Raw genomic sequence first — 26222 nt, 5'->3', positions numbered from 1 at the left:
TGTCTTATTTGGATAAATAATAGTTTTTAGCTAATATAATTAGCTATGTAATTTAGAGAATAAGGCCTTATGATGAAACGGAAAGATGAAGAATTTAATTACACTAATCTAATTGTTGGAAATTCATATAGTAAAAATGAAGCTTTAGTAACAGCTAATGTAGAACCACTAAAAAATAATAAAGAGATAACAGGAATTACAAGTTTTAAAAATTGTATTGTTCTATTTGTAACTTTAGATAAAAGAAGCAAAGAAGATAGCCATAAATACAATGATGTATTTGTTGATAACGGTAAGAAATTTCATTGGGAATCACAAAATAAGAATACAACGGAAACTTCTCATATAAAAAGAATACTTACTGGTGAGACCGTTATTTTATTTGTTCGAATACATGAAAAAATTAAAAGTAGAAGTCAACCCTTTATTTATGTTGGTCGACTATCTTATATAGAATATAACAGTAACAGACCGGTTCAAGTTTTATATAATGTGCTTGATTATCAGGATAAACCTAATAAAGAACTAAGTGCCATTTATGCTTGGGAAAAAATAGAGACTTTAGATCTTGATAACAACTTACCTTTGATATTGAAAAAAGAAAAAACAAGCTATCAAGGTCGAGTTACTGACATTAAAAAGAGAAAGGCAATAGAGCTGTATGCAATGAATAAAGCAAAAGAAGATTATAAAAAACAAGGTTTTAAAGTAATTGATACTTCTTCTAATAGTCCTTATGATTTAGAATGCCATAAAAATAATACATTTAGGCGTGTCGAGGTTAAAGGTACGACGACAGAAGGTGATGCGGTTTATGTTACTCGTAATGAGGTTTTATCCGCTCATTCAGCCGAGTGTGAAACTGATTTATATATTGTAAATAACATAGATATTTTTCTACAAAAAGATGGTAATTATTATGCTAATGGTGGTTTAGTTAATATTATTAAAAACTGGAAACCAGAAGAAAAATGTTTAGAAGCGACAGTCTATCGTTACCACCTTAGTAAAAGATAGTTTATGGATAAAATACGGACAACATAAATTAATACGCAAATAGATAAGTAAAATAAAAATGGTGTTGTCATTTAAATTAAAGTGCATTTTTGCTTTTAAATACACTAGTGATCTAGCGAAACAGAATGTACATGCTGTAATTGTTTTAATGAGTAATAAAACTCTGGTAAGGTTATTTTTTGTCGCACAAGTAGTTTTAAGTTAACTTCAACGCGCTCCTTTTTAATATCACGAATAGTCAGGTTTTCAATAACGTTTTTGTTGCTTTTTAAATAGTCAATTAAAAGAGGAACACCACTTTCATGAGTAAATAGCATTCGCACTTTAATTTTACCTAAGCGTTGATTATTCATTTGAAACAGCACTACTTGTGGGCTTAGTTTAATAGCCATAAAAAAGAGGAAAGTCACAACGATAGCATGCCAATAAAAGCCGGAGCCACAGGCGATACCCACTCCCGCAGATGCCCAAACAATGGCCGCAGTCGTTAATCCTGAAATGGCATCATCTCGTCGATGTAAAATAACACCAGCGCCCAGAAAGCCGACCCCACTGATAATTTGTGCAGCTAACCGCATGGGATCACTGCGAATATTGTCAGAAATATTGGCGTAATATTCGGCTGATTGAATAGAGACAATGGTTAATAAACAACTGGCAACAGCAATAATGACACAAGTTTTAAAACCAACTGGTTTTCCCTTTGATTCACGCTCTAAGCCAATAAGACCGCCTAAGATAAAGGCGGCCAGTAATTTAGCAATACTTGATAGTGATAATGGGCCAATAGTGTCAACAAACTGTATTAATGCATCCATGGTTTGCTCCTGACGTTGGCTTATTTTTTATTTTAAAATTAAGGTGCTGTAATTCCTCGTGATGTTTCTTTATTTTCACTATTTCTTTTTTTAGAAACATCATCTTTAAAGAAGAAAATAAAGAATAGGGTTACCATCGCCGCTACAATGGCAGGATAGACCCAGAATGTTGACCATTGTGGTAATGCTGCATCACCTGTTTCAGTTACGGTTGTGTTAAAGATTTGACCACAAATAGTGGAAGCAAATAATAAGCCGAAACCATTAGAGACAATAAAGCGCAGACCTTGTGCTTGTGCACGAATTTCAGGTTTTGCTTTGCGATCGACATAGATATCTCCTGCAGTAAAGAAGAAATCCCAACATAATCCCTGTAGCATTAATCCGATGACGATAAAGTAAAGCTCTGTATTTACTGCAGCATAAGAGAAAAACATAGAGCGTATGATCCAGCTCACGGCTCCTAGCAGTAGTGTAATTTTGAAGCCAAATTTCATTAAGAAGAATGACAAAACAAACATAAACAGAACTTCGCAAGCGATCCCTATTTGCATAATAGAAGCCGCATTATCAAAGCCTAATGCTTTAATAAAGACAGGAATATAAGCAGAATAAGCTGTTTTGGGGATCATTAAAATAAAGATGCTAAACATCAAAATAGCAAAGTAGCGATCTTTAAATAAAGACAATGCATCTAAACATAAAATATCGCGTAGTGAGAAAGGCTGGCCTTTCGCTTTAGGTGGCGTATTAGGTAATGTAAAACAATAGAAACCGAGTAATACACCGACTGCAGAAGCGATATACCAAGTCATTGTGCTACCAGAGAAGCCCATTTCACCCAATATAAAACCAATTGCCATAAAACCAAACGTACCAAATACGCGAATAATTGGGAAATATTTAACCCCATTAATATGGGAGAAACTAATGCTATTAGATAGCGCAGTGGTTGGATAAAACAATAAGCCAATAATAAAAATTAAAAATAATGTCATGCCACTGTTTTGTGCTTCAATAAATTGGGGAACACAGAGAATAACGACGGCATTAATTAAATGAAGTATCCCCATGACTTTTTGTGAAGCAAAGAAACGATCTGCGACCATACCAATAAATAAGGGGGAGATAATTGTCGCGACACCTAATAAGGCATAAGCATTGCCGATAATACTTGCCATACCATAACTACTTAATACGAGTCCCATGGTCATATTCCATGCTCCTTGCATGAAATATTGCACAAACATCATAATAAGTAGGCGAGAAGTTATTTTCATATCCATTGTCGTACCCCTCTTAATTGGTTTCTAACGTTAATCCGTCGTAGGCAACACGGATATGATGAGGAGCACAAACCGTTTCTAATTCATGATGCAGTAATTTACCGCTATGTGAGATATGCGAAACGACAATTTGTGTAGCTTGATGCAAACAGCCTTGTTGTTGCAGTTTTTCTTTGGCGGCAAAAACCGTTTCTAAGCTCATATGATTATCTGTACGATCTTTTCCATTTAAGCCATAAGTACACTCAAAAACAACAATATCAAGCGGTTTATTTTCTAACCATTGCCAAGTTAATTCTGGGAACCAACCCGAATCATGGCCATAGAAAATAGCTTTGCCGTCTTTTTCAATATGATATACATAACAAAGTTCCCATTTCGCATGATTAGCAAGCAGCGGCGTAATTTTATAACCATTTCTTTCGACCGTAACGAAAGGGATTAAGCAATGAAATGCAAATCGCTCTTTCGTATAACCTGGTAATACTTCAATACAGCCATTGATAGCGCGATCGTTACCGAAAATATGTAAAGGATGGTTAATTTCAAAACCATAGCCTTCCATTCTGCTAAATAGTTCACCAACATTAAAATGATCAGGATGAGTATGAGTAAATAGCAAACTTTCAAAATGTGTTGCGTCCATACCATCACGCATCAGTTGGTAACTAAAAGTGGGGGAGACATCGATCAACATAATGTCATCCACAATAGCAGAAGAGTGCGTTCTAATATCTTTACCGGCTAATTTTCTTGCTTTCAGACAGTGTTCACAACGGCAGAAGGGATTCGGTATGCCTTCTGAGGCAGCCGTCCCTAAAAAATGAAGCTTCATAATAAATCCCCTTATCTTATTGTTTATTAGTATTTTATTAATTTTCTGGTGTTGGCTATTTGTAGGTTACAAGCAAATTTGAACGTTCCAATAATAAAATGACATATGTTATTTGCCAATAAATGAAGATCAGATCAGTGATCTTATTCAAATATTATTTACTAATATATTGATTAATATATGTATTTATTTTAATTGGTATTGATAATTATTTATTATCTTTAATTTTTAATAGATTGATTTATCAGCTAATTGTAAGTGGAACGTTCAAATCAATTATCAGTAGTCGTGATAAATAATTCAGGTATGCTAGTGAAGGTGGAAATAGAGGTGAAAGAAGAGAAATGGCGACGATCAAGGACATTGCAAAACTAGCGGGTGTTTCGCATGGTACGGTATCTAACGTATTGAATAAACGTGGAAATGTAAGTGTTGAAAAAATTGAAGCAGTCTATCAAGCTGCTAAACAAATGGGCTATCAATTAAATACACAAGCCCAACTACTAAGAACCAATAGAAGCCATAAAATTGCGATCTTATTACCCCAACTGGTTTCTGAAAAATATGCGATCTTCTTTAATGCTTTTAGACAGTCGATCGTTAATTTTCCAGAGATCAGCTACGATCTTTTTTTAACAGATCTTCTTGAGACCACTGAGCGTGATCTACTACAAAAAATTGCTGCAGGTGGCTATAAGCAAGTAGTCACCGTAAGTTGTCTTAAAGATGCTAAATACTATTTTGACACGTTAAAACTTCCACCTTCACAAATTATCTTTATTTATCACAAACCCCTCAGTGCACAACGTTTTTTTACGTTAGATTTTGCACAAGCGGCGGAGTCAATTTGCCAGCAAGTGTCACAAACAGCTGGCAAGGTGGTGGGGATTTTTGGCGATAATCAAGATGAATTAAATAGTCAGGTTTTTGCTAATCAATTGCAAATACGGCTTTCTCAAACTGCACCCGATAAAAAATGTGTCATACTTAGCGCTTCTGATGAAGAGAGTTATAAAATTGCTTTTGATTTCTTTTCTATGGAGCAAGTCCCCGATATCTTTGTCACACAAGATATTGAGAAAGCTCGCTATTTAACACAAGCAAGCTATTTTGGCAGTTCTTCAGATTGTCCTATTATCTTTGCTCTAAGTGATAATATTCCGCCGGTAATAAAAGGGTTATATTGTTTTCCAATGAACTATGCTCAGCTTGGTTTGGAAGTCGCTGAGGCACTATTAATCGCAGAGCCGCATGAGTATAAAAATAATAATGTATCTGTCGCAAATCGAAGTTCATATCTGTATACGGCAACACCAGCAGTAATGAGTGATGATAAATCACAAATTAGTCTTAATTTACTAACGTTGCCAAGCCCTTCAACAACGGCATTAAAAAAACTACTTCCTCATTTTTATCGTCAAACTGGTATCAAGGTGAATTTAGCTATTCATCCTTATGATGAAGTCTATCAAATTTTAAGCCAACTTCATTTACACCCTTATTATGATCTGTTGCGTATTGATATGGCGTGTTTTCCATGGTTTGCTGAGCGAATATTGCGACCATTAGATAAAATTGGTGATGGATTAACTGATTTATTGAGTCACTTTTCCTTACCTACGCAACAAAAATTTGGTTTGGTTAATGATGTCGCTTATGCAATGCCGTTCGATGCTAGCGCTCAATTACTGTTTTATCGTAAAGATCTGTTTGAAGATACTATTTTAAAAAGAATGTATTACGAAAAAACAGGTAATGAATTAACTGTGCCGACAACCTTTGAAGAGTACGATAATGTGACTCAGTTTTTTACTGAGTTGCATCAAGCCGGGCAAGCTCATTGTCCGATGGGAGCTTCAACCACATTAGGAAGTGCGGGATTAATCGCAACTGAATACTTATTACGTTATTACGCTAAAGGTGGGCGTTTAATCGGTAGTGATAATATTCCGCGCTTAGCGATGCCCTTGGCCGCTGAGGTATTAGCAGATTATTTGCATCAGTTGTCGATCACCGAAAATATCAACCATAAATGGTGGAGTGGCTCTGTCAGACAATTTGAGCAAGGTCATCTGGCAATGCTTATCTCTTATATGAATTTATTTAATGATGTCGCACATAGCGATATTTTACCTAAAATTGGTTTTGCTCCCGTTCCGGGTGGTGTACCACAATTAGGGGGTGGGGTACTTGGGGTGTCGCGTTACAGTAGAAAATCATCTTACGCTGAACTGTTTTATCGTTGGCTTTATTCTCCTGTTGTGATGGATCACTTAATTTTATTGGGTGGAAATAGTAACCATGAAAATTTTAGTCATAACCAAGAAATTAGCCACCGTTATCCATGGATGACACTAGCTTATCAGGAAATTAATCAAGGAATACGAGAATCATCAGTGCCGAATGGTAAATTATTTAACTTAAGGCAAGCTGAGATTATTATTGGTCAGGGTATTACTAATGTGATTAATCATATTATGACAATAGAAGAAACGATTGATTATATTAATCAACGTCTGTTGATTGATACTCAGGGTGAACGATGATCTTTGATAAAAAATCAGGGGCTAATAATTCCCCTGATAATTGTCATCTTCAATAACTGGCTGATCGTGATTTAGTGAATTGAATAAAACACATAACGCAAAGCAAATTCTGCAATAATTGCCATGATACCGCCATAGACAAAAATGGACTCCGTTGATTTTTGCTGAGTTTGGCCCATCAAATATTTTACTAAACTATAGCCACACACCAATACAGCCAAAGTTGCTAAGATCCAACTGGTCATACGTAATGGGCCAATGGAGTAATAGACTTCAATAGGTGATAACGGAAAGGTTACCGATGTTTGGCTATAGAGCGTACGAGTTAAATAGTGTTCATAAAAAGGTTGATAGAGTAATCGGCCAATTAAACTAAATGCCATGATCCCCCACAATTGCCATTTCCAACGGATAGGGAAAGGGGCTGATGGTATTTCTATCCCTAATTTATTGCCTATACGCTGCAATATCTTTAGCAGCAAAAAGAATATTGTTGCCCCTAATGTGAGCATCGCGCCAAAAAACATCACATAAGTGTTGTTATCCATCCATGTTAAAATGGAAGTATGGCGATAAATGGATGCCATGCAATAAATGTCAAACAGACCAATCAGAAGGCTTGCACCAAATAGTAGCATCGAAAATTTACCGGTACGCCATAGCCATAAAAAGGTGATCCCTAAACATCCTACAAAAATGGCAGTGACAGCAACTTCGCGACTTAACCAAGCTGAAAAGACATTTCTAATGGCATTCGGAGCATTTAACGGTACGCCTAAGTGAGTAATGGAGGCAATAGAGCCTAAACCGGCTAATCCACAAATCACCAATAAGGTTAGTAACATAAAGCGATAATAGCTTTCAGCACTGAGATAATGTGCAAGACGACGTGCAAAAAGGCCTGTTATGAGTGTTAAGCCAATAGTGGCATTCATCATAAAGGTGAAAATCAATAATGACCATTCATTCATTTTATTTCTCCTTTATTATTTATAGTGTCATTATTTGCCCCTTGGTGAGGGTTGATCACTAGGTTTGGATGAGTTATTTCAGGAGAAGGCAAACCAGTGACATAATTAACTTCACCATAGCGTTCACGTAGTTCATCAATTGGACCAAATTGAATTGCCCCAAGTGGGCAGGTCGCAACGCAGACAGGCTGTTCACCTTTTTGTTGTAAGTCGATACAAAAATCGCATTTTGACATCTGCTTGGTTTCAGGATCCATTTGCGGTGCGCCATAAGGACAAGACCACGCACAGGCGCCACAACCAACACATTTGTCAGTATCTACCATCACAATGCCATCACCTTCGCGTTTATGCATCGCGGTAGTTGGGCAGTTTTTAACACAAATGGGATCATCGCAATGATTGCAAGAGATAGATAAAGTGTAAGCAAAGACATTATTAATTAATGCACCGTTAGTATTACGGCTATAACCACCACCAGTGATTTCATATACACGGCGAAATTTGCGGCCAACATCGAGGTTATTTTTATCTTTACAAGCAACCTGACACGCCTTGCAGCCCGAACAGCGAGCACTGTCGATATAAAACCCTAGCTGTTTACTGCTTACTGCGGGATAAACGATAAATTTACTCATGCTTTTACTACCTCGACCAATAAAGTTTGGTGAGCATTACCGTGTGCCATTGCGGTGCTACGGGATGAGGTTAAGACGTTGGCACATCCCCCTTGATCGATACCTTGTTTATCTGGTTGCCACCAAGCACCTGCTTGTAAGGCAACGACACCAGGCATAATGCGTTGTGTGAGTTTGACGGGAACTAAGGTGATCCCACGGTCGTTATAGACTTTGACTTTATCGCCTTGTTTGATATTTCTATCTTCGGCATCTAATGGGTTGATCCATAATTCTTGACGTTGTACTTCTTGCAGCCAAGGATTAGCAAATTGTGTTGAGTTTGCGCGGTTACGTCCTTTCCACGTGATGAGTTGTAGTGGAAATTTATCTGTTAACGTATCTTCGGGCCCTTCAATGGCAGGCACATAATGAGAAAGTGCGGGGATCTCGCTATTATTCATCTCATATAAGCGTTTAGAGAAGATCTCAATCTTTCCTGATGGGGTTGGAAATGGATTATTTTCTATATCTTGGATATTTTTCTCAAACGCAACATTTTGGGTATGAGGGCGATGTTTTAGCAGATGACGACGTTTAACCAATAATTCATCAAAGGTAGGAATACCATCTTCAGGACGTTTAATACTGGCATCATTGACTAAATATTCAATCCAGTCGCGATCAGTGGCTTTACCTTCGCTAAATTGTTCACCGACCCCCAGTTTATCAGCCACTTCACGTAACCAATCGTAGTCGGTACGACGTTCAAACTCTGGCTCTATCACTTTTTCGGACAGAATAATATAATCGCCATAACTCCATGTGCCTCCAATATTCCAGCGCTCTAAAAAGCTGGTTTCAGGCAGTAAGATATCCGCATATTTGGCGCTAGGTGTTAAATAGAGGTCGCTACAGACGATAAATTCGACTTTTGATTCATCTTCAAGCACTTTAGCGGCATGAAGAATATCGGTATTTTGATTCACCATATAATTACCCGCCATTGAGAAAATCATCTTGATTTCAGTATCAAGTTTCTCGGCATTGAGTAAGCCATTTTGTGGTGTGACCAAATTTTTATCTTCGCACGCTTGCACCCAATTGGTGATATTGATTTTTGCTTTAACGGGATTGGTCAATAAACTTGGGCCGGCAATGGTTTTACGTAACTCAGAGTTTAATGCCATGCCATAGCCTGCCGCCCAGCCACCGCGTACACCAACGTTGCCGGTAATAGTCGCTAACAGTGTCGCACCGCGTGCCGTCCGTTCACCACAAATATGACGTTGTGGTCCCCAACCTTGGATTAATGCTGCCGGTTTTGTAGAAGCATATTCACGGGCTAATTGACGAATAGTATCTGCGGGTACTTTAGTGATAGGCTCCGCCCATTCAGGGGTTTTCTTGATCCCGTCTTTCTTCCCCATTAAATAGGCAACTAAAGACTCATTTTCACCAACGCCTTCTGGCATCTGATGCTCATCGAAACCAAGGGTGTATTTGTCGATAAAGGCCTGATCATGCAGGTTTTCACTGACAATGACATACATCATGGCATCCATCATCGCGTTATCAGTGGTCGGTAACAGCGGGATCCACTGGTCAGCTAAAGAAGAGGCAGTATCGGAATAGCGTGGATCAACGACAATAAATTTAGTGCCATTTTTTTTCATTTTTTGGAAGTAATGATTGGAATGCCCAAAAATAGTTTCATTAGGATTATGTCCCCATAGAATAACTAAAGGGGTATTTGCTAATGTATCTAATGTACTTCCGCTAGCGGCTGTACCGTAAGTATAAGGGGTAACGGCAAGGGTGTTACCATTACTCACGGAGTGATAATTCTCCAGAAAGCCGCCGGTTAGGTTAAACAGACGGCGTAGCATATTAGCACCAGAAAAAATGCCACCAGTCACCCCAGTGCTTAAACTGACAAAACGTGAGGCAGGGCCATATTGCTTGGTAATGCGTTGCATATTTTGTGCAATAAGCGTCGTAGCTTCTTCCCAAGTGATGCGCTCAAATCGACCTTCACCACGCTTACCTACTCGCTTCATGGGATATTTTAATCGATCAGGATGATAGACAAATTTACGATAACCACGACCCCGTACACAGGCTCGCATGATAGGCATCTCTTCATCTAAATCGGCGTCAGGTCGAGTGCTAATACGTGTCACTTTGCCATCTTTAACGTGCGCGCGAATATCACATTTTCCGCCACAGTCAAAACTACTACAGGTAGAGACAACACGCTCATTCTCTTTGGCGTCAATCGTTTTTTCAGCTATTGCATGATCTTGTGTTGCCGCCATCGTGTTGGAGGAAAAAAAGGGCAGTGTGACTAATGCCGAACTCGCTTGAATAAAATGGCGACGACTTATATCACCGGAAATTGGCTTAATACTATGATGATCGGACTGATTGCTCATATAAATGCTACCTTAGACATAATAAGCGGAAGCCAATTTACCCGATACTTGATATAAAGATGTGTATGCGTTTTCTAGACTATTGATATGGGGATATCTGGTTTCCGCTGCATTATTATTGAATGCATACCGCGTTGCAGAGCGCCTGAAACAACCTCTGCAAGAGGGATAGTAGAGGATTAATCGCTTTCCAACATGCCAAGATCAGACAATGACATTAGAATTTCGGCCTATTTATTGACAGTGTTAATAATAAGTTTTATAGCTGTTAACGGGATAGGGTGGCTAAATAGCGAAAGGGGTTAATTCGCCATCTTGCAATGTGATAGTGACCAGATTTGCTCATCAGCAACAGTAGACAAGTTGCGCTATTAATCAGTCAGCAAGAAAGATAAAAAAGTAGGTTTAATGTGAGAAATGTGCCGTTAGAAAGTGTTGATCTCCTTGAGAGAGATGTGATTGCGCTGGGTACAGATTATCTGCCTAATACGCTATTAGAAACGCATCGACATCGACGAGCGCAATTTTTATATCCCGCTACCGGATTGATTGAAGTGAGCACAAATGATGGGGAATGGGTTATCCCTCCCTCTTGTGGTGTGTGGATCCCTCCTCAGACGGGGCATGAAACACGCATGTTAGATGTGAGTACCAGAAGTTTATATATTGAGCCAGCAGCTGCTCCTCGTCAGAGTCAACAGTGTGAAGTGTTAAGAGTGTCACCGCTTTTACGTCAATTACTTCTTGAAGCCGTTGATGTGCCTGCGCAATATGATAAAAAAGGGCGCGATGGTATTTTAATGCAACTTATCTTATATGAGTTAGCTAAAGCCGAACCTTTGCCTTTCTTTGTTCCTATTCCACAGGACAGTAAATTAGCTAAATTATGTCGCGATTTTATTCGTCAGCCCAAAATTGACGCTCTACCTCAGCAGTGGGCCGAGAAATTACATAAAAGTGAACGCTCGTTTAGCCGTTTTTTCCGCCAACAGACGGGAATGGCATTTTCACAATGGCGTCAGCAAGTCTGTCTTTTAAACTCACTCACGCAAATTTTATCAGGGCATAGCATTACCGCTGTGGCTTTTGATTTGGGCTATAACAGTGCTAGCTCTTTTTCTACTATGTTTAAAAAGCAGATGGGACAATCACCTTCTGATTTTGTGAGAAACGCGCCATAACGGCGCGTTTTCTATGAGCTTGAATTAGTGGCTGGGCTTGTTTTCTCTTACCGCATTACGCAAGCAATAAGGGAGTGCAATTAAGCTTATTGTAGTCACAATGGCTGTGGCGATCAGAACGATAGAAAAAGCATATTCAAACGCACTATTAGCCTGTGCGATTAAGAGGGTCGCCGCTGCTTCGGGAAGCTTTTCAGCGACAATAAGTGCTTCATCTAAACTATCATAAACGACACTATTGACGTTAAGCGTGTTCGGTAAAGTTAGTTTTAAGGTATAGAGAGTGCTCATTAAACTCCCCATAAAGGTCACGCCAATCACGCTACCCAACTCATAGGCGATATCTTCAATAGAAGCGGCCATACCTGCTTGTTTATCGTCGACACTTAGCATAATAGAGGTCGATGCGGTGGTAAAAATAATGCCTAAACCAAAGCCAATCAAAAAGAGGATACCCATTAGCATTATCGGTGAGTTTGAAATGGCAATTAACCATAAGTTACCCATTAATGTTAGGGCGAATCCGATAATAATTAAGCGCACTGCACCTAAACGCGCTAGCCAAAACCCAGCCAAAGGAGAGGCTAATACTGAGCCGATAGGGATAGGTAAAATCACTAAAGCTGCATTCAATGGTGTAAAGCCGGCGACTAACTGTAAGCGTTGGCTTAGCAGAAATTCAATACCCACGATGATCACCATAGAAAGAGTCGACATTGCCACACCGACACTGAAATAGCGCTTTTTAAATAGGCTAAAATCAATCATTGGATGCGTTTGACGACGTTGGCGCCGCGCAAATAGTGTGAGAAAAATAATGGCAATAAGGGTGGCGATGATCACTTCATTCCATTGTGTATAAGCCTTACCTATCTCTTTTAAGGTATAAATAGCGCTGACTAAGCCAATCAAAATAAGTATTGAGCTTAAATAATCAATTTTATGCTGCCGTTGTCCCGAAAAGTGAGGAATTAGCCAAATCGAGAAAGGAAGCACAAGTAGTACAATAGGGACATTGATCAAAAAGACTGAGCCCCACCAGAAATGGTTTAATAGCAATCCACCAATTAAAGGCCCTAATGCCGCGCCACCAGAAGCAACAGCAGACCAAATACCAATAGCGACGGCACGCTCTTGTGGATGAGTAAATACTTGTCTCACAATAGACAACGTTGCAGGCATGCTCATAGCAGCACCGACGGCCAAGAAACCACGAGAAATAATTAAGCTGGTGGCGCTAGGGGAATAAGCTGCACATAATGAGGCGATGGCAAAAAGGGGTAATCCGCTAATAAATAACGTCTTATGGCCTATTCTATCGGTAAGCATACCTGCTGCTGGCAACAGCCCTGCGACAATCAGCGGATAGGCATTCATGATCCATAGTTTTTCTGAGGCGCTCGCATTGAGATCATGAGTTAAACGCGGTAGTGCGGTATAAAGTACGGTAACATCAACAACAATTAGAAACAGCATACTTGATACTAAAAGTAAGACTATCCAACGTTTATAATCTTTTATCATATAAAGTCTCAGTGGTTATCTTAGGTGTTATATTTAGCTAGGAATAATAATTTTAAATCCATACAGTCGTATTGAAAAGAGGTTTTTTTAAATGGGACGCCAAAGAACGATTGATAGAGAAAAGTTACTTGAGGCTATTTTTGACATCGTGATGGAGCAAGGGGCTGCCGCTCTGACTATCGATACGGTGGCCAAAAAAATGGGGATTTCCAAAGGTGGTGTCCAATATTGTTTTAATAGTAAAGAAGCGATGATTGATGCCATGTTTGAACATTGGGAAGGAGGATATGAAGCGCGATTTAATCAGGTGGTTGCCAATGATAACTCAGCCAATAATCGCGTTAGAGCACATATTCATGCAACTCATGATCACGATAAGCTCTCTTTTGCCAAAGGAGCCAGCTTAATGGCTGCGTTACTGCAAACGCCAGAATATTTGCAAAGTACTAAAGCGTGGTATCAGCAAAGATTAGCGGGTGTCGATACCACAACAGTAGAGGGAAAACGGGCGAGACTGGCTTTTTTAGCCACCGAGGGGGCTTTCTTGCTACGTTATTTTGGTTTAATGGATATTGATGATAATGAGTGGGAAGAGATTTTTAGCGATATCGATTCTGAACTGGTTACAGTGACTACGAAGTAATTAAACAGCATATTGTTTAAAAGTAACAATATGCTGTTTGGCTTTTGGTGAAATAGCAATATTAGTAATACATCGCGATAAGCTTATCATCCAACTCTTTAACGTCGACGGGAGTATCGAAAATATCTTCGATAATATCGGATTTCATGATCTCTTTAGGTGAGCCATGATAGTAAAGTTGCCCGTTGCGCATGGCTAAAATATAGTCGGAATACACAGAGGCGAAATTGATATCATGAATGACGATGATAATGGTTTTTCCTAGCTCATCGGCGGCTTTACGCAGTAATTTCATCATAATGACCGCGTGTTTCATATCAAGATTGTTAAGCGGTTCATCAAGCATCACGTATTCAGTATCTTGACATAATACCATTGCAACATAAGTACGCTGGCGTTGCCCACCAGATAATTCATCAAGATAACGGTGACGAAATTCAGTCAAATTAAGAAAATCGAGTGATTCATCAATCACTTTCTTATCTTCTAGCGTTAAGCGTCCTTTACTATAAGGGTAGCGACCAAAACCGACTAACTCTTCAACAGTTAAGCGACTCACAAACTGATTTTCTTGGTGTAGTATGGAAAGGTTTTTGGCTAATACATCACTCTCTGTGGCCGCAACATCCATGCCATTTACACTGACCATACCGCTTTCTGGCATCAGTAGACGGCCTATTACAGAAAGTAAGGTGGATTTACCCGCACCATTAGGTCCGATGATTGAAGTAATACCGCCACGTTGAATGGTTGTTGTAATATTATCAAGCACCGTTGTGTCTTGATAACGTTTTGATATCTTACTGATTTCAATCATATTAAAGTCTTCTTAATACCAAATAAATAAAGAACATACCACCAATAAACTCAATCACAACAGAGAGAGTACCTGTCATTTTTAAGCCATACTCTAAAATCAATTGTCCGCCAATCAGTGCGATAGTGCCTAATAAGAATGCCACAGGCATTAAAAAGCGGTGCTGACTGCTACCACTAATATGATAAGCCAGATTAGCAACAATTAAGCCTAAAAATGTCAACGGCCCTACTAATGCTGTTGATACCGCAACCAGAACAGAAATAAGTAATAGAATATAAGTCGTTTGCTTACGATAATTAATACCAAGATTAATCGCATTCGCCTGGCCTAAGGCCATCACATCAAAACTATAACGCATACGCCAAAGTAATACGCCGACGACGACAATAATGGCTAATGCACATAAGATAAGATCAGGAGTGGCTCGAGTAAATGTCGCAAACATACGGCTTTGTAAGACAGAAAACTCATTTGGGTCCATGAGGCGTTGTAATAGCGTTGCACTGCTACGAAATAGGGTGCCTAAAATAATACCAATCATAAGGACTAAATTGATATTAAAGCGCACTGAACTAAATAGCCAACGATATAGAACCACCGAAAATAACACTAATAAGGCCGACTCTAAAAAGAACTTCGTCAGATTGGCCATCCAAGAGGCGGGCATATCCCCTTCAAAAAAGATAAAGAGCGTTTGTAGCAATACAAACAGAGCTTCTAAGCCCATTAATGAAGGAGTAAGAATGCGGTTATTGGCGATAGTCTGAAACAGTATAGTAGAAACGGCTGCCGCAAAGGCGACGATGATCATCGTCAGAATAATATAAGCGCGGTGTGTCAGAATATAAGAGATATTACCGTTTAGGTTGATCGTCATAAACAGCACAATGGCTAATAATGAGACGCCAAGTAAGAGCCAAATACGCGCCATAGGTGAGAGGCGCACTTTCTTAGGTTGAACAGCGCCAGTATATTTGCTAATCATGGATGAATTAACTTTTTGCATAACGTTGCTGCTTCAGTAGTAAGAAAAGGAAGATCACAGCACCTACCGCCCCTAAAATGACACTTGCGGGGATCTCAAATGGATAACGGATCAGGCGACCAATCACATCACAGAGTAAAACAATGGCTCCACCGCTTAAGCATACCCACGGGATGGTTTTGCGAATATTATCTCCCATCACTAGGCTAACTAAATTTGGCACGATCAAACCAAGGAAAGGTAAAGCACCAACAACAGACACCACCACACCACTAATTAAAGCGATAATAGATAAACCGATAATCATCACTTTACGATAGTTAAGTCCAACGTTGATGGAAAATTCACGTCCCATACCTGCCACGGTAAAGCTATCCGCGACCCAACACGCCATTAATGCAAGGGCACCGACAAGCCATAGCAGCTCATAACGACCTTGTAAGACACTGGAGAAGTCTCCGCTAGTCCACGCATCTAGTGATTGTAGTAAATCAAAATAGACGGCAAGAAAGATGGTTAGAGCACCTATCACTGCACTTAGCATAATACCGACAAGTGGCACGATTAATGCGGTCTTTAAGGCAATTCTCTGTAGCAACAACATAAATAACACAGTGCCTAAAAGTGCAAAAACAGTGGCTACCATCATTTTGGTGAAAATGCCTGCCGCGGGGAAAAGCAACATCACGACTAGTAAACCGAGACTGGCTGATTGTGTTGTACCTGCAAGAGAAGGCTCAACAAAGCGGTTTTGCGTGAGCAGTTGCATGATTAAACCAGCAACACTAATTGCGCCCCCAGCAAGTAATAATGACAGGGTTCTTGGTACGCGACTAATAAAGAAGATATCGCGCATATCGGGATCAGTAAAAAGCGAAGCAGGAGTGATATCTCCTGCGCCGATAAATAGACTGATCATTGAGAGGATAGCGATAAGTCCTATCCCCAATGATAAATGGAACGTTTTCATTCAGTTACTTTATTTTTTTGATCCAACGCCTGATTAATTGTATCCATTAAGCGAGAGTAAGTTTGTATCCCACCGGAGATATAAATCGAGCTGGCATCAAGATAGATAATTTGGTCTTTATTCCATGCATTAACCTTTCTAACTAGGGCATTATCAAGCACTTGTTTTGCAGGTTGTGAATCTTCACGACCAATTGCCGCATCACGGTCAATGACAAACATCCAATCTGGATTAAGTTTTAGCAGTAGTTCTGAGTTAACAATATTACCGTGAGAGCCTGGGCTATCGAAAGTATATGCAGGTTCAAAGCCCAATACATCGTAGATAAAACCAAAGCGAGAGCCTGGGCCATAAGCGGAAATTTTACCGCCACTGACTAATACGACCATTGCTTTACCCGCATCTGGGGTTTTTGCTTTTACCGTATCAATTTTGCTATTGAAGTCAGCTAATAATTTTTTAGCTTGTTCTTCTTTACCAAAAATTTGACCTAAAGTCGTTGTACGCTCAGTGAGGCTGTCAATAAAGCGTGTGCTGTCGATATCCATAGAAATGGATGGTGCGATTTCACTTAATTTGGCATATGCATCGCGAGCACGACTACCCGTTAAAATCAGATCAGGGGCAGTAGTACTGAGTTTTTCGTAGTTTGGTTCAAACAGGCCACCTTCGTTGATGTACTCATTTTCGTTGGTGTATTTCTCTAGAAATTTAGGTAAGTGGACGTTTGTTTGTGGTAGGCCAACAACAGGTACGCCAAGAGCATCAACAATATCAAGTGTTTCCATGTTCATCACAACCACTTTTTGTGGGTGAGCAGGGATCTCAGTGGTGCCTTGAGCATGTTCGATAGTGAGAGTTTGTTTCTCTGTGGATTGCGTTGTTGAGGTATCTTGTGCGTTATCACAACCTGCGATAACCAGAGAAGACAGCAATAAGAACAGTGGGCTTAATGATTTTTTAAACATTCTCTTTCCCATATTGTTGCGATATGAAATAGCACAGTTGACTAGCTGTGACCTAATAATGAGCTTCACAAAGGAAACAATGATTATACCAAAAAACTAAAGAGTAATGATACTAATTCACATTCTCACAATAATAAAGGATTAACTTATATTATTGTGCTGAATCTTTGCATCAGATCATGTGAAGAGAAGAATGGACAAATTTTGTAACGCGAAACAATGCTAAAGATTTTTTGCTTAATTTGTGAAGAGGGTCAATACACTAGGTCAATCAGAGACAATTATGTGTCAGTAAAAAATATCGTTAGTGAGTATCATTGCGTATACTTTATTCAATCAGAAACAATCTTAATTGCTAAATTTTACTTTAATTCTGTACTGACATCTTAATCAATGCACATGAGAAAGTAGCATTATCTCTAGGGCAGAGTGTGGCCAATTTGAGAGGGTTTTATGCAAAAGAAATATATTTATCTATTTTGTTCTGCTGGCATGTCAACATCTCTTTTAGTGACAAAAATGCGTGCACAAGCAGAAAAATATGATGTACCCGTTATTATTGAAGCTTTTCCAGAAACATTAGCAGAGCAAAAAGGCCAAGAAGCGGATGTCGTTTTATTGGGGCCACAAATTGGTTGGATGCTCGCTGATATTCAAAAATTATTACCCAATAAACCTGTCGAAGTCATTGATTCATTGTTATATGGGAAAGTGGATGGATTAGGTGTATTAAAAGCAGCAGTAGCCGCCATTAAGAAAGCATCAGCAACAACTAATTAATTATTTTTATTGTTATTTTTATTTATTCCAGTCAAAGAGTGAATTTTTCAGCTAGCCGAGCAATTAGCGGCATTTTAAGGGTATTTTTCTATGAGTAAGGTCATTGGTTCACTTGAAAAGGTACTCCTTCCTTTTGCGGTTAAAATTGGAAAGCAACCTCATGTTAATGCGATAAAAAATGGTTTTATCCGTTTAATGCCATTAACACTTGCCGGGGCAATGTTTGTACTTATCAATAATGTTTTTCTCAGTTTTGGTGAGGGCTCCTTTTTTTACTCTCTTGGTATTCGTTTAGATGCCTCAACAATTGAAACACTTAATGGTTTCAAAGCCATAGGTGGTAATGTCTATAACGGTACGTTGGGAATAATGTCATTGATGGCGCCGTTCTTTATTGGTATGGCGCTAGCGGAAGAGAGAAAAGTCGACCCTATTGCGGCGGGATTACTTTCTATCGCCGCCTTTATGACGGTAACACCTTATGACGCTGGTGGCGCTTATGCTGTGGGGGCGAACTGGTTAGGAGGTGCCAATATTATTTCAGGGATTATTATTGGCCTTGTGGTTGCCGAAATGTTTACCTTTATAGTGCGTCGTAATTGGGTTATCCGTTTGCCCGATAGTGTACCTGCCTCCGTTTCGCGCTCTTTTTCTGCCTTAATTCCTGGTTTTATTATTTTATCAATTATGGGAATTATCTCTTGGGGATTAGCGCATTACGGTACACATTTCCATCAAATCATTTTAGATTCTATTTCAACGCCATTGGCTTCGTTAGGATCGGTTGTTGGGTGGGCTTACGTTATTTTTACCTCTTTGCTGTGGTTCTTTGGTATTCATGGTTCATTGGCGTTGGCGGCACTTGATAGCGGTATTATGACACCTTGGGCATTAGAAAACGTCTCTATTTATACCGAGTATGGTTCAGTTGAAGCGGCACTTGCAGCAGGCAAAACGTTCCATCTTTGGGCAAAACCGATGCTAGATTCGTTTATCTTCTTAGGAGGAACAGGGGCGACGTTAGGTCTGATATTAGCTATCTTTATTGCATCGCGTCGAGCAGATCACCGTCAAGTGGCGAAGTTAGCATTACCTGCGGGTCTATTCCAAATTAATGAACCTATTATTTTTGGTTTACCTGTGATTATGAATCCAGTGATGTTTATTCCTTTTATTCTTATTCAGCCAATCCTTGCTGCTATTACCGTAACCGCTTATTACCTTGGGATTATTCCGCCGGTCACAAATATTGCACCTTGGACGATGCCAACAGGGTTAGGGGCATTTTTTAATACCAATGGCAGTATTGCCGCACTGTTATTAGCACTCTTTAACTTAGCTGTTGCAACACTGATTTATCTGCCTTTTGTGATTATTTCGAATAAAGCACAAACCGAAATTGATAAAGAAGAAAGTGAAGAAGATATTGCTAATGCATTGAAATTTTAACGAATAGACAATGGCTGTGCAGTGCTTATTTTGCACAGCTAAGCACCAAAGAGGGGGAATGATGTTAGATATTGAGAATTGCGTTGATAGCTCAGCGACAGATGATGAATTTGAAGAAATTATCATGGGGTTAATTATTAATTCAGGGCAAGCACGGAGTATCGCTTATGCAGCGTTAAAAAAAGCGAAGCAAGGTGATTTTGCACAAGCCAAGAAAATGATGGAACAATCTCGAGCAGCATTAAATGAAGCTCATAAAATACAGACCCGCTTAATTGGTGATGATCAAGGATTGGGTAAAACGAAAGTGAGCTTGGTACTGGTGCATGCTCAAGATCATTTAATGACATCTATGTTAGCCAGAGAGCTTGTCACAGAGCTTATCGAGTTACATGAAAAAATAAAGTAAGGCGAATGATGATGCACTCATTAAAAGCGCAAGCTGAAATACGCATGGTATATGAAAACCAATTATTTAATGGTAAGAATTTTCATGTGTTTATTTATAACAAAACAGAAAGCGTCAGTGGGTTGCATCAGCATGATTATTATGAATTTACTATTGTTTTAACAGGGCGCTATTATCAAGAAATTAACGGTAAAAAGGTGTTATTAGAGCGTGGTGATTTTGTCTTTATTCCTATTGGCTCACATCATCAAAGTTTTTATGACTTTGGTGTAACTCGTATTTTAAATGTGGGAATAAGCAAAGTTTTTTTTGATAAACATTATCTTCCTTTATTGCCCGCTTATTTTGTTGCTTCTCAAGTTTATGCATTAAAAAATGAGTTTCTTTCTTATATTGAATCCGTGATTAGCTCATTAAATTTCAGACATACAGAATTTAATGAATTTATTGAAATTGTCACCTTTAATGTGGTGAATAGATTACGACATTATAGAGATGATCGTATTGAAGATGATATTCCCTTATGGCTAAAAGACGCCATTGATGGAATGCATGATAAAAGCCGATTTGGGGAGAATGCATTGGCAAATATGGTGCAATTATCAGGAAAATCGCAAGAGTATTTAACTCGAGCAACTCGCCGTTATTATGATAAAACGCCGATGCAAATTATTCATGATATTCGAATTAATTTTGCTAAAAAACAATTAGAAATCACGAATTACTCCGTTACCGATATTGCTTTTGATGCAGGTTATAGTAGCCCGAGTTTATTTATTAAGACTTTTAAGAAGATAACATCGCTGACACCAAATAGTTATAGAAAGAATTTATACAGTATTAAAGAGACTAACTAATTTATAATTAAGCGTAAAAAGCAATCAATAATATCAATTGATTTTTATTAAATAGAGAGAGAAAGAAGAAAATAACGTTATTTTCTTTAGGGATTTTTACGCCTTAATTTTGCCATTAATAGACAAATAACAGCATGATTGTGCTGTATGGGAGTATTTTATGAGTCATAAGTTAAAAGTGGTCACCATTGGTGGAGGAAGTAGTTATACACCTGAATTATTAGAAGGATTTATTAAACGTTATCATGAATTGCCGATCATGGAATTATGGTTGGTTGATGTTGAAGAAGGCAAAGAAAAACTGGATATTATTTTTGCGCTTTGCCAGCGTATGATAAAAAAAGCGGGTATCCCTTTAACCATTTATAAAACTCTTGATCGTCGTGAGGCATTAAAAGAGGCTGATTTCGTCACAACACAGTTGCGAGTTGGTCAATTAAAAGCAAGAGAATTGGATGAAGCCATTCCGTTAAGCCATGGTTATTTAGGCCAAGAGACCAATGGTGCCGGTGGGCTATTTAAAGGATTACGTACTATTCCGGTTATTTTTGACATTATTAAAGATGTTGAAGAAATTTGCCCTAATGCGTGGATCATAAACTTTACTAACCCTGCAGGTATGGTGACGGAAGCGGTTTATCGCCATACCAATTTTAAGAAATTTATTGGTGTTTGTAATATTCCTATCGGTATGAAAATGTTTATTACTGATGTGCTTAAGCTAACGGAGCAAGATACGCTTTCTATTGATCTGTTTGGCTTAAATCATATGGTGTTTATTAAAGATGTGATTGTTAACGGTCAATCCCGTTTCCCTGAATTATTAGAAGGAGTCGCTTCGGGGACGTTAACCGCAGGATCGGTGAAAAATATTTTTGATTTACCTTTTAGTGAGGGGCTAATTCGTTCTCTTAATCTGTTGCCATGCTCTTATTTACTTTACTACTTTAAACAAAAAGAGATGTTAGCCATTGAAATGGGGGAATACTATAAAGGTGGCGCTAGGGCTAAGGTTGTTCAGCAAGTCGAAAAACAACTGTTTGAATTGTATAAAGATCCACATTTAAATATTAAGCCTAAAGAGTTGGAATTACGTGGAGGAGCTTATTATTCTGATGCCGCTTGTGAAGTGATTAATGCGATTTATAACGATAAACAGGCGGAACATTACGTCAATATTCCTCATCACGGCCATATTGATAATATCCCTGCAGACTGGGCAATTGAAGTGACGGCTATTTTAGGTAAAGACGGAGCCAAGCCACATCCACGTTTAACTCATTTTGATGAAAAAGTGCTGGGGCTTATTCATACTATCAAAGGGTTTGAGATCGCAGCCAGTCAAGCGGCTATTAGTGGTGAGTTTAATGATGCATTACTTGCGATGAATTTAACGCCGCTGGTACTTTCCGATAAAGATGCTGAAGTACTGACTCGTGAGATGTTATTAGCACACAAAGCGCACTTACCTAATTTTGCTCATGCGATTGCACAATTAGCAGCATCAAACTAAGTGATTTAGACTCAATAAATCATAAAAAGGAGACAGAATGGCACATTTGTTAATTGTCAATGCCGATGATTTTGGGCTGAGTAGAGGGCAAAATTATGGCATTGTTGAATGTCATCGTCATGGCATAGTGACATCAACGACAGCGTTGGTGAATGCTGAAGGTATTGAGCATGCTGCACAATTATGCAAGGAGCTACCTCATCTTGGTGTCGGGCTTCATTTTACATTGACTATGGGACAGCCGCTGTCTCCTATCCCTTCTTTAACGCGTAATGGGGTGTTAGGTAAATGGCTATGGCAAATGGCAGAGCAAGAGCAGTTACCTTTAGATGAGATACGAGTGGAGCTTAATGCACAATATCAGCGCTTTGTTGAGTTGTTTGGTTGTCCCCCCGACCATATAGACAGCCATCATCACGTGCATATGTTTAAACAAATTTTCCCCATCGTGGCAGAGTTTGCACAACAAAAAGCATTACCGATACGTGTTGATAGACTGTTGGCACAAAAAGAAAGTCTTAATACTCAAGGGGTTATTAGTAGTGATGGTTTTGATAGTCAATTCTATGGTGATGAAATCAGCCAAGCCTTGTTTTTAAAGACACTGGATGACGCTAAAGCACGTGGTGAACAATCGCTTGAAGTGATGACACATCCTGCTTTTATTGATAATCCTTTACGTGCGAGTGGTTACTGTTTCCAACGTTTAACGGAATTAGAGGTGTTGACGCAATCATCGTTAAAACAAGCGATTGCTGAGCGTGGATATCAATTAGGTACTTATCAAGATTTAATTTAATAATATTATCTCGTATTTTAAAAATATCCCAGAGTGTGTCTGTGAAATAATTTGCCTCTGTTATTGATAATGACAGAGGCTTTTTTTATAATTTAATTAAATCAATAATTAGAAGCTATAACCAATATTTGCAATAAAGCCATCAATAATTAATTTATTATCACTTAATTTATTCATTTTATAACGGCTGTTTTCATAGCCAACGGAAACAGAAAGCATATCGATAGGGTTAATGGTAACACCGGCTCCCCAGCTAAAAGCATTTTTCTTGATTATACTTTCAGGTACTTGTCTAGTATCTAAACCTTTAAATTCGATTTGAGCCATACCTGCCACACCATATACACTAATATAGTCATTGAGGCGTAGGGTTGGCCCCGCCATCACTGAATAATAGCGGGCATCAACATCTTTTATTAATTGTTTTAAAGGCTTATTTAAATCATATTCATTTTGCGCATAGGTAGCAATTGCCATAATACCTAGCTGTTGATTGAATTCTTGACGTATAGAAAGATTACCACCGCGCATAATACCTGATTGGCCGGCAATTTTTATTTGTGCATAACCTGCAGAAATTGTTGTTTTATCTAATGAGGTATTTTCATGTGCTTGAACGGTAGAAATAGAAAATATTCCACTGATAAATAATGCTGATAATAGTTGTTTTTTCATTTTTAATATTCCATTTACTTACTATTTAGAATGGTGAATTATAGTAATGACAATTGTTTAAATTGGAATAAAAAAAGATAAGTGAGATGAAATAGGTTTTTTTTATACAAAAATAATAATTTATTGGCGTGTTTGTTTTTATAAATAAATAGCGTTTATATCAATATAAAACGCTATTTTTAATTTTATTTAATACCTAAATTATTTATTTGTTGTTAGGTTATCTTGTTTATTAGTCGTATTAGTTGTAGCTGTCATCGTTGAGGTAGAGTGAGTTGCGACAGCGGTCGCTGAAGTATCATTGATAGAAGGCGTTGTATTGATATCAAAACATCCTCTTAACCATGAGACTAAGGCAATTAAAACCAATAATAATACCAGTAACCAACGTAACCAACGGTGGCGAGTTTTTGGTGATATTTTTGCAAGCGCCGCTCCGGCAGACGCTGCACTAGAGCCAGCAGTGACTTGTGCAACAGTCGGCGCTAAAGGTGTGGTACGAGGCCACCAAGTAATAATGGGTTTTCCATTAATGATATAGATGCTCTCTGCATCGGGTAGGGTTGAGGCGGTATCAAGCAGATGGCGCTCTTCATCGGTAATGCGTTGCTGTGAAGCAAGTAATGCCGTTTGCTCTTTAAGATTTTTTAAATCATCATCGAGAGCATCTCTTATCTCTTGGCGTTGTTGCTCTGACAATGCATTTAATGCCACTGGCTGACCGGATAATTCACCATACCATTCAATAGTATCTTCTGCGGTTTTTTGCGGGGTTGCAAACAAGGTGTGATATTTAGCAGGAAAGTGTTGTATCAGTAACTGTATTAATTGCTGTTGATGAGCTAAGGCAAAATCAGCACGAGTGGTATTGGTTGTTAATCGTGAAATGAGATCCATATGAGAGTGCCTTTATTGATAGCGAAAAGAAAATTATCAATCAACATGACTATCTAATCACTATAGCGCTTTTGTGTGCAAGAAGAAATCAAGGCCGCTATTTTTTATCCTTAATAAGAACACTATTTGGGCGACGTAATAGCGGTTATTAAGCTATCTGCGCAAATTGTTTCTAGATCTTCTCTATCGTCAGTATTAGCCTAAATTCTGTTTGCTTGGTATCCATTTTACACCTTACGATAACGCGTTTCGGTAAAAATCGATGTGAGTCAACGAAAGCCAGCTTGCCTTTGGAGAGCTAAAAATCATTGATATAGCACATGGAGGATCTCGAAACTAAAAGGTAAGGTGGCTGACGAAAACACACAATCCCCTTCTTTTTCTCGTTTAGGGAATTTTTACCTCTCTTATGTTGATACAACAGCAGGTTTTTGATGACAAATAAAATCGATAATAACCAATTACTTCATGATGTGACCCGTTACTGGAATATCCGCGCTGAAAGCTATAGTGCTGCCAACCAGCAAGAGTTATTAAGTGAAAAACAACAAAAATGGCGTCAGTTATTGTTAAGCCATGTCAAAGAAGGGGAGACATTAAAGGTTCTTGATATCGGTACGGGGCCGGGATTCTTTGCTATTTTATTAGCGTTGTCGGGCCACCAAGTCACTGCAATTGACGCCACGCCTGGGATGTTGCTTGAGGCTAAAAATAACGCCAGCCAACATAATGTTTCTATTAACTTTGTTTGTGGTGATGTGCAAGATCTTCCCTTTGGCGATGAACAATTTGATTTGGTCGTCAGCCGTAATGTGACATGGAATTTAAAATCACCCTGTGAGGCTTATCAAGAGTGGTTTCGCGTATTAAAACCTGGGGGAAGCTTAATTAATTTTGATGCCAATTGGTATTTACATCTGTTTGATGATGAATATTGGCAAGGTTTTCTTGCTGATAGAGAGCGAGCGGCGCAAAAGCAAGTTGCTGATCACTATGTTAATACTGATACAAAAGAGATGGAAAGAATTGCTCGCCAATTACCATTAAGCCAAGTTAAGCGTCCACAGTGGGATATTAATACACTACTAGATATCGGTTTTATTCGTTATAGCGTGGATATTCGTATTGGTGATCACGTTTGGGATGAAGAAGAAAAAATTAATTACGGCTCAACCCCTATGTTTATGATCCATGCTCAGAAAAATAATCGATGAGAATGATAAAAGG

Annotated in this window: 24 protein-coding genes; 11 read left to right on the top strand and 13 right to left on the bottom strand. The window is 38.7% G+C overall.

Features of this window, described 5'->3' with window-relative positions; genetic code table 11:
* Nucleotides 1–72 precede the first annotated feature (72 nt).
* Nucleotides 73–1017 (top strand): DUF3427 domain-containing protein, encoded by a 945-nt coding sequence (locus ACYUCW_RS00610; RefSeq protein WP_053088715.1) that lies wholly within the window; start codon nucleotides 73–75, stop codon nucleotides 1015–1017.
* A 104-nt stretch (nucleotides 1018–1121) separates the two neighbouring features.
* Here the strand turns inward: ACYUCW_RS00610 and ACYUCW_RS00605 are convergent, their stop codons facing one another.
* The 3 genes from ACYUCW_RS00605 to ACYUCW_RS00595 are packed head-to-tail and all read right to left on the bottom strand — an operon-like array spanning nucleotide 1122 to nucleotide 3956.
* On the bottom strand, nucleotides 1122–1835 hold the full coding sequence (locus tag ACYUCW_RS00605; RefSeq protein ID WP_460408055.1) for an MgtC/SapB family protein: 714 nt from the start codon (nucleotides 1833–1835) through the stop codon (nucleotides 1122–1124).
* A gap of 38 nt (nucleotides 1836–1873) precedes the next feature.
* Nucleotides 1874–3121: an MFS transporter gene (locus tag ACYUCW_RS00600; RefSeq protein ID WP_460408053.1), complete on the bottom strand. Its 1248-nt coding sequence runs from the start codon at nucleotides 3119–3121 to the stop codon at nucleotides 1874–1876.
* Nucleotides 3122–3134: 13 nt separating this feature from the next.
* The gene (locus ACYUCW_RS00595) at nucleotides 3135–3956 is read right to left on the bottom strand and encodes an MBL fold metallo-hydrolase (RefSeq protein WP_004249024.1); all 822 of its coding nucleotides are present in this window, start codon (nucleotides 3954–3956) and stop codon (nucleotides 3135–3137) included.
* A gap of 344 nt (nucleotides 3957–4300) precedes the next feature.
* On the opposite strand from ACYUCW_RS00595, the gene ACYUCW_RS00590 reads away from it, so the two are divergent.
* Nucleotides 4301–6502, top strand: a complete 2202-nt coding sequence (locus ACYUCW_RS00590; RefSeq protein ID WP_460408051.1) for an ABC transporter substrate-binding protein — start codon at nucleotides 4301–4303, stop codon at nucleotides 6500–6502.
* 71 nt (nucleotides 6503–6573) lie between these two features.
* Here ACYUCW_RS00590 and ACYUCW_RS00585 read toward each other — a convergent pair whose 3' ends face one another.
* From ACYUCW_RS00585 to ACYUCW_RS00575, 3 genes are read right to left on the bottom strand one after another with little or no spacing between them, the layout of a single operon-like run.
* Nucleotides 6574–7473 carry a dimethyl sulfoxide reductase anchor subunit family protein gene (locus tag ACYUCW_RS00585; RefSeq protein ID WP_004249026.1) on the bottom strand — a complete coding sequence of 300 codons (900 nt, stop codon included), beginning with the start codon at nucleotides 7471–7473 and terminating at the stop codon, nucleotides 6574–6576.
* Nucleotides 7470–8111, bottom strand: a complete 642-nt coding sequence (locus tag ACYUCW_RS00580) for a DMSO/selenate family reductase complex B subunit (RefSeq protein ID WP_004246705.1) — start codon at nucleotides 8109–8111, stop codon at nucleotides 7470–7472. The genes ACYUCW_RS00585 and ACYUCW_RS00580 overlap by 4 nt, the downstream gene beginning before the upstream one ends.
* A complete protein-coding gene (locus ACYUCW_RS00575; protein WP_049203236.1) occupies nucleotides 8108–10525 on the bottom strand; it encodes a DMSO/selenate family reductase complex A subunit in 2418 nt (805 codons plus the stop codon). The genes ACYUCW_RS00580 and ACYUCW_RS00575 overlap by 4 nt, the downstream gene beginning before the upstream one ends.
* Before the next feature lie 410 nt (nucleotides 10526–10935).
* On the opposite strand from ACYUCW_RS00575, the gene ACYUCW_RS00570 reads away from it, so the two are divergent.
* On the top strand, nucleotides 10936–11706 hold the full coding sequence (locus ACYUCW_RS00570) for an AraC family transcriptional regulator (RefSeq protein ID WP_004246707.1): 771 nt from the start codon (nucleotides 10936–10938) through the stop codon (nucleotides 11704–11706).
* A gap of 24 nt (nucleotides 11707–11730) precedes the next feature.
* Here ACYUCW_RS00570 and ACYUCW_RS00565 read toward each other — a convergent pair whose 3' ends face one another.
* On the bottom strand, nucleotides 11731–13230 hold the full coding sequence (locus tag ACYUCW_RS00565) for an MFS transporter (RefSeq protein WP_163748121.1): 1500 nt from the start codon (nucleotides 13228–13230) through the stop codon (nucleotides 11731–11733).
* A gap of 91 nt (nucleotides 13231–13321) precedes the next feature.
* On the opposite strand from ACYUCW_RS00565, the gene ACYUCW_RS00560 reads away from it, so the two are divergent.
* The gene (locus tag ACYUCW_RS00560; protein WP_004246709.1) at nucleotides 13322–13873 is read left to right on the top strand and encodes a TetR/AcrR family transcriptional regulator; all 552 of its coding nucleotides are present in this window, start codon (nucleotides 13322–13324) and stop codon (nucleotides 13871–13873) included.
* A 61-nt stretch (nucleotides 13874–13934) separates the two neighbouring features.
* Here ACYUCW_RS00560 and ACYUCW_RS00555 read toward each other — a convergent pair whose 3' ends face one another.
* The 4 genes from ACYUCW_RS00555 to ACYUCW_RS00540 are packed head-to-tail and all read right to left on the bottom strand — an operon-like array spanning nucleotide 13935 to nucleotide 17616.
* On the bottom strand, nucleotides 13935–14690 hold the full coding sequence (locus ACYUCW_RS00555; RefSeq protein WP_460408048.1) for an iron ABC transporter ATP-binding protein: 756 nt from the start codon (nucleotides 14688–14690) through the stop codon (nucleotides 13935–13937).
* Between the two features lies 1 nt (nucleotide 14691).
* The gene (locus tag ACYUCW_RS00550; RefSeq protein ID WP_074923988.1) at nucleotides 14692–15699 is read right to left on the bottom strand and encodes an iron chelate uptake ABC transporter family permease subunit; all 1008 of its coding nucleotides are present in this window, start codon (nucleotides 15697–15699) and stop codon (nucleotides 14692–14694) included.
* Entirely contained in the window at nucleotides 15686–16648 is a 963-nt protein-coding gene (locus ACYUCW_RS00545; RefSeq protein ID WP_004246712.1) for an ABC transporter permease, read from the bottom strand. Before ACYUCW_RS00545 ends, ACYUCW_RS00550 begins: the two co-directional genes overlap by 14 nt.
* Nucleotides 16645–17616: a siderophore ABC transporter substrate-binding protein gene (locus tag ACYUCW_RS00540; RefSeq protein WP_004250023.1), complete on the bottom strand. Its 972-nt coding sequence runs from the start codon at nucleotides 17614–17616 to the stop codon at nucleotides 16645–16647. The genes ACYUCW_RS00545 and ACYUCW_RS00540 overlap by 4 nt, the downstream gene beginning before the upstream one ends.
* Nucleotides 17617–18069: 453 nt before the next feature.
* Between ACYUCW_RS00540 and ACYUCW_RS00535 the strand changes: the two genes are divergently transcribed.
* From ACYUCW_RS00535 to chbG, 6 genes are all read left to right on the top strand, one after another.
* A complete protein-coding gene (locus tag ACYUCW_RS00535) occupies nucleotides 18070–18396 on the top strand; it encodes a PTS sugar transporter subunit IIB (RefSeq protein WP_004246718.1) in 327 nt (108 codons plus the stop codon).
* A gap of 90 nt (nucleotides 18397–18486) precedes the next feature.
* Nucleotides 18487–19845 carry a PTS N,N'-diacetylchitobiose transporter subunit IIC gene (chbC, locus tag ACYUCW_RS00530; RefSeq protein WP_012368566.1) on the top strand — a complete coding sequence of 453 codons (1359 nt, stop codon included), beginning with the start codon at nucleotides 18487–18489 and terminating at the stop codon, nucleotides 19843–19845.
* Nucleotides 19846–19906: 61 nt separating this feature from the next.
* Nucleotides 19907–20254: a PTS N,N'-diacetylchitobiose transporter subunit IIA gene (gene chbA, locus ACYUCW_RS00525; protein ID WP_012368565.1), complete on the top strand. Its 348-nt coding sequence runs from the start codon at nucleotides 19907–19909 to the stop codon at nucleotides 20252–20254.
* 8 nt (nucleotides 20255–20262) lie between these two features.
* On the top strand, nucleotides 20263–21111 hold the full coding sequence (gene chbR, locus ACYUCW_RS00520) for a transcriptional regulator ChbR (RefSeq protein WP_074923989.1): 849 nt from the start codon (nucleotides 20263–20265) through the stop codon (nucleotides 21109–21111).
* Nucleotides 21112–21271: 160 nt separating this feature from the next.
* A complete protein-coding gene (locus ACYUCW_RS00515; RefSeq protein ID WP_074923991.1) occupies nucleotides 21272–22624 on the top strand; it encodes a 6-phospho-beta-glucosidase in 1353 nt (450 codons plus the stop codon).
* 37 nt (nucleotides 22625–22661) lie between these two features.
* Nucleotides 22662–23423 carry a chitin disaccharide deacetylase gene (gene chbG / locus ACYUCW_RS00510; RefSeq protein WP_004246724.1) on the top strand — a complete coding sequence of 254 codons (762 nt, stop codon included), beginning with the start codon at nucleotides 22662–22664 and terminating at the stop codon, nucleotides 23421–23423.
* Between the two features lie 108 nt (nucleotides 23424–23531).
* Here chbG and ACYUCW_RS00505 read toward each other — a convergent pair whose 3' ends face one another.
* Nucleotides 23532–24098: an Ail/Lom family outer membrane beta-barrel protein gene (locus tag ACYUCW_RS00505; protein ID WP_004246725.1), complete on the bottom strand. Its 567-nt coding sequence runs from the start codon at nucleotides 24096–24098 to the stop codon at nucleotides 23532–23534.
* A gap of 201 nt (nucleotides 24099–24299) precedes the next feature.
* On the bottom strand, nucleotides 24300–24995 hold the full coding sequence (locus ACYUCW_RS00500) for a hypothetical protein (RefSeq protein ID WP_460408043.1): 696 nt from the start codon (nucleotides 24993–24995) through the stop codon (nucleotides 24300–24302).
* A 434-nt stretch (nucleotides 24996–25429) separates the two neighbouring features.
* Here ACYUCW_RS00500 and ACYUCW_RS00495 point away from each other — a divergent pair, with 434 nt between their 5' ends.
* Nucleotides 25430–26209 (top strand): class I SAM-dependent methyltransferase, encoded by a 780-nt coding sequence (locus ACYUCW_RS00495; RefSeq protein WP_004249044.1) that lies wholly within the window; start codon nucleotides 25430–25432, stop codon nucleotides 26207–26209.
* The last annotated feature ends 13 nt before the right edge of the window (nucleotides 26210–26222 follow it).

Source organism: Proteus sp. MB838 (genome assembly GCF_054767435.1).
This window is presented reverse-complemented; position numbering and strand designations above follow the sequence as displayed.

What these genes read in the sequence shown, in the direction of transcription:
- ACYUCW_RS00610 (WP_053088715.1), top strand. Translation starts at nt 73, where the DNA reads ATGAAACGGAAAGATGAAGAATTTAATTACACTAATCTAATTGTTGGA.
- ACYUCW_RS00605 (WP_460408055.1), bottom strand. Translation starts at nt 1,835, where the DNA reads ATGGATGCATTAATACAGTTTGTTGACACTATTGGCCCATTATCACTA.
- ACYUCW_RS00600 (WP_460408053.1), bottom strand. Translation starts at nt 3,121, where the DNA reads ATGGATATGAAAATAACTTCTCGCCTACTTATTATGATGTTTGTGCAA.
- ACYUCW_RS00595 (WP_004249024.1), bottom strand. Translation starts at nt 3,956, where the DNA reads ATGAAGCTTCATTTTTTAGGGACGGCTGCCTCAGAAGGCATACCGAAT.
- ACYUCW_RS00590 (WP_460408051.1), top strand. Translation starts at nt 4,301, where the DNA reads ATGGCGACGATCAAGGACATTGCAAAACTAGCGGGTGTTTCGCATGGT.
- ACYUCW_RS00585 (WP_004249026.1), bottom strand. Translation starts at nt 7,473, where the DNA reads ATGAATGAATGGTCATTATTGATTTTCACCTTTATGATGAATGCCACT.
- ACYUCW_RS00580 (WP_004246705.1), bottom strand. Translation starts at nt 8,111, where the DNA reads ATGAGTAAATTTATCGTTTATCCCGCAGTAAGCAGTAAACAGCTAGGG.
- ACYUCW_RS00575 (WP_049203236.1), bottom strand. Translation starts at nt 10,525, where the DNA reads ATGAGCAATCAGTCCGATCATCATAGTATTAAGCCAATTTCCGGTGAT.
- ACYUCW_RS00565 (WP_163748121.1), bottom strand. Translation starts at nt 13,230, where the DNA reads ATGATAAAAGATTATAAACGTTGGATAGTCTTACTTTTAGTATCAAGT.
- ACYUCW_RS00560 (WP_004246709.1), top strand. Translation starts at nt 13,322, where the DNA reads ATGGGACGCCAAAGAACGATTGATAGAGAAAAGTTACTTGAGGCTATT.
- ACYUCW_RS00555 (WP_460408048.1), bottom strand. Translation starts at nt 14,690, where the DNA reads ATGATTGAAATCAGTAAGATATCAAAACGTTATCAAGACACAACGGTG.
- ACYUCW_RS00550 (WP_074923988.1), bottom strand. Translation starts at nt 15,699, where the DNA reads ATGCAAAAAGTTAATTCATCCATGATTAGCAAATATACTGGCGCTGTT.
- ACYUCW_RS00545 (WP_004246712.1), bottom strand. Translation starts at nt 16,648, where the DNA reads ATGAAAACGTTCCATTTATCATTGGGGATAGGACTTATCGCTATCCTC.
- ACYUCW_RS00540 (WP_004250023.1), bottom strand. Translation starts at nt 17,616, where the DNA reads ATGTTTAAAAAATCATTAAGCCCACTGTTCTTATTGCTGTCTTCTCTG.
- ACYUCW_RS00535 (WP_004246718.1), top strand. Translation starts at nt 18,070, where the DNA reads ATGCAAAAGAAATATATTTATCTATTTTGTTCTGCTGGCATGTCAACA.
- chbC (WP_012368566.1), top strand. Translation starts at nt 18,487, where the DNA reads ATGAGTAAGGTCATTGGTTCACTTGAAAAGGTACTCCTTCCTTTTGCG.
- chbA (WP_012368565.1), top strand. Translation starts at nt 19,907, where the DNA reads ATGTTAGATATTGAGAATTGCGTTGATAGCTCAGCGACAGATGATGAA.
- chbR (WP_074923989.1), top strand. Translation starts at nt 20,263, where the DNA reads ATGATGCACTCATTAAAAGCGCAAGCTGAAATACGCATGGTATATGAA.
- ACYUCW_RS00515 (WP_074923991.1), top strand. Translation starts at nt 21,272, where the DNA reads ATGAGTCATAAGTTAAAAGTGGTCACCATTGGTGGAGGAAGTAGTTAT.
- chbG (WP_004246724.1), top strand. Translation starts at nt 22,662, where the DNA reads ATGGCACATTTGTTAATTGTCAATGCCGATGATTTTGGGCTGAGTAGA.
- ACYUCW_RS00505 (WP_004246725.1), bottom strand. Translation starts at nt 24,098, where the DNA reads ATGAAAAAACAACTATTATCAGCATTATTTATCAGTGGAATATTTTCT.
- ACYUCW_RS00500 (WP_460408043.1), bottom strand. Translation starts at nt 24,995, where the DNA reads ATGGATCTCATTTCACGATTAACAACCAATACCACTCGTGCTGATTTT.
- ACYUCW_RS00495 (WP_004249044.1), top strand. Translation starts at nt 25,430, where the DNA reads ATGACAAATAAAATCGATAATAACCAATTACTTCATGATGTGACCCGT.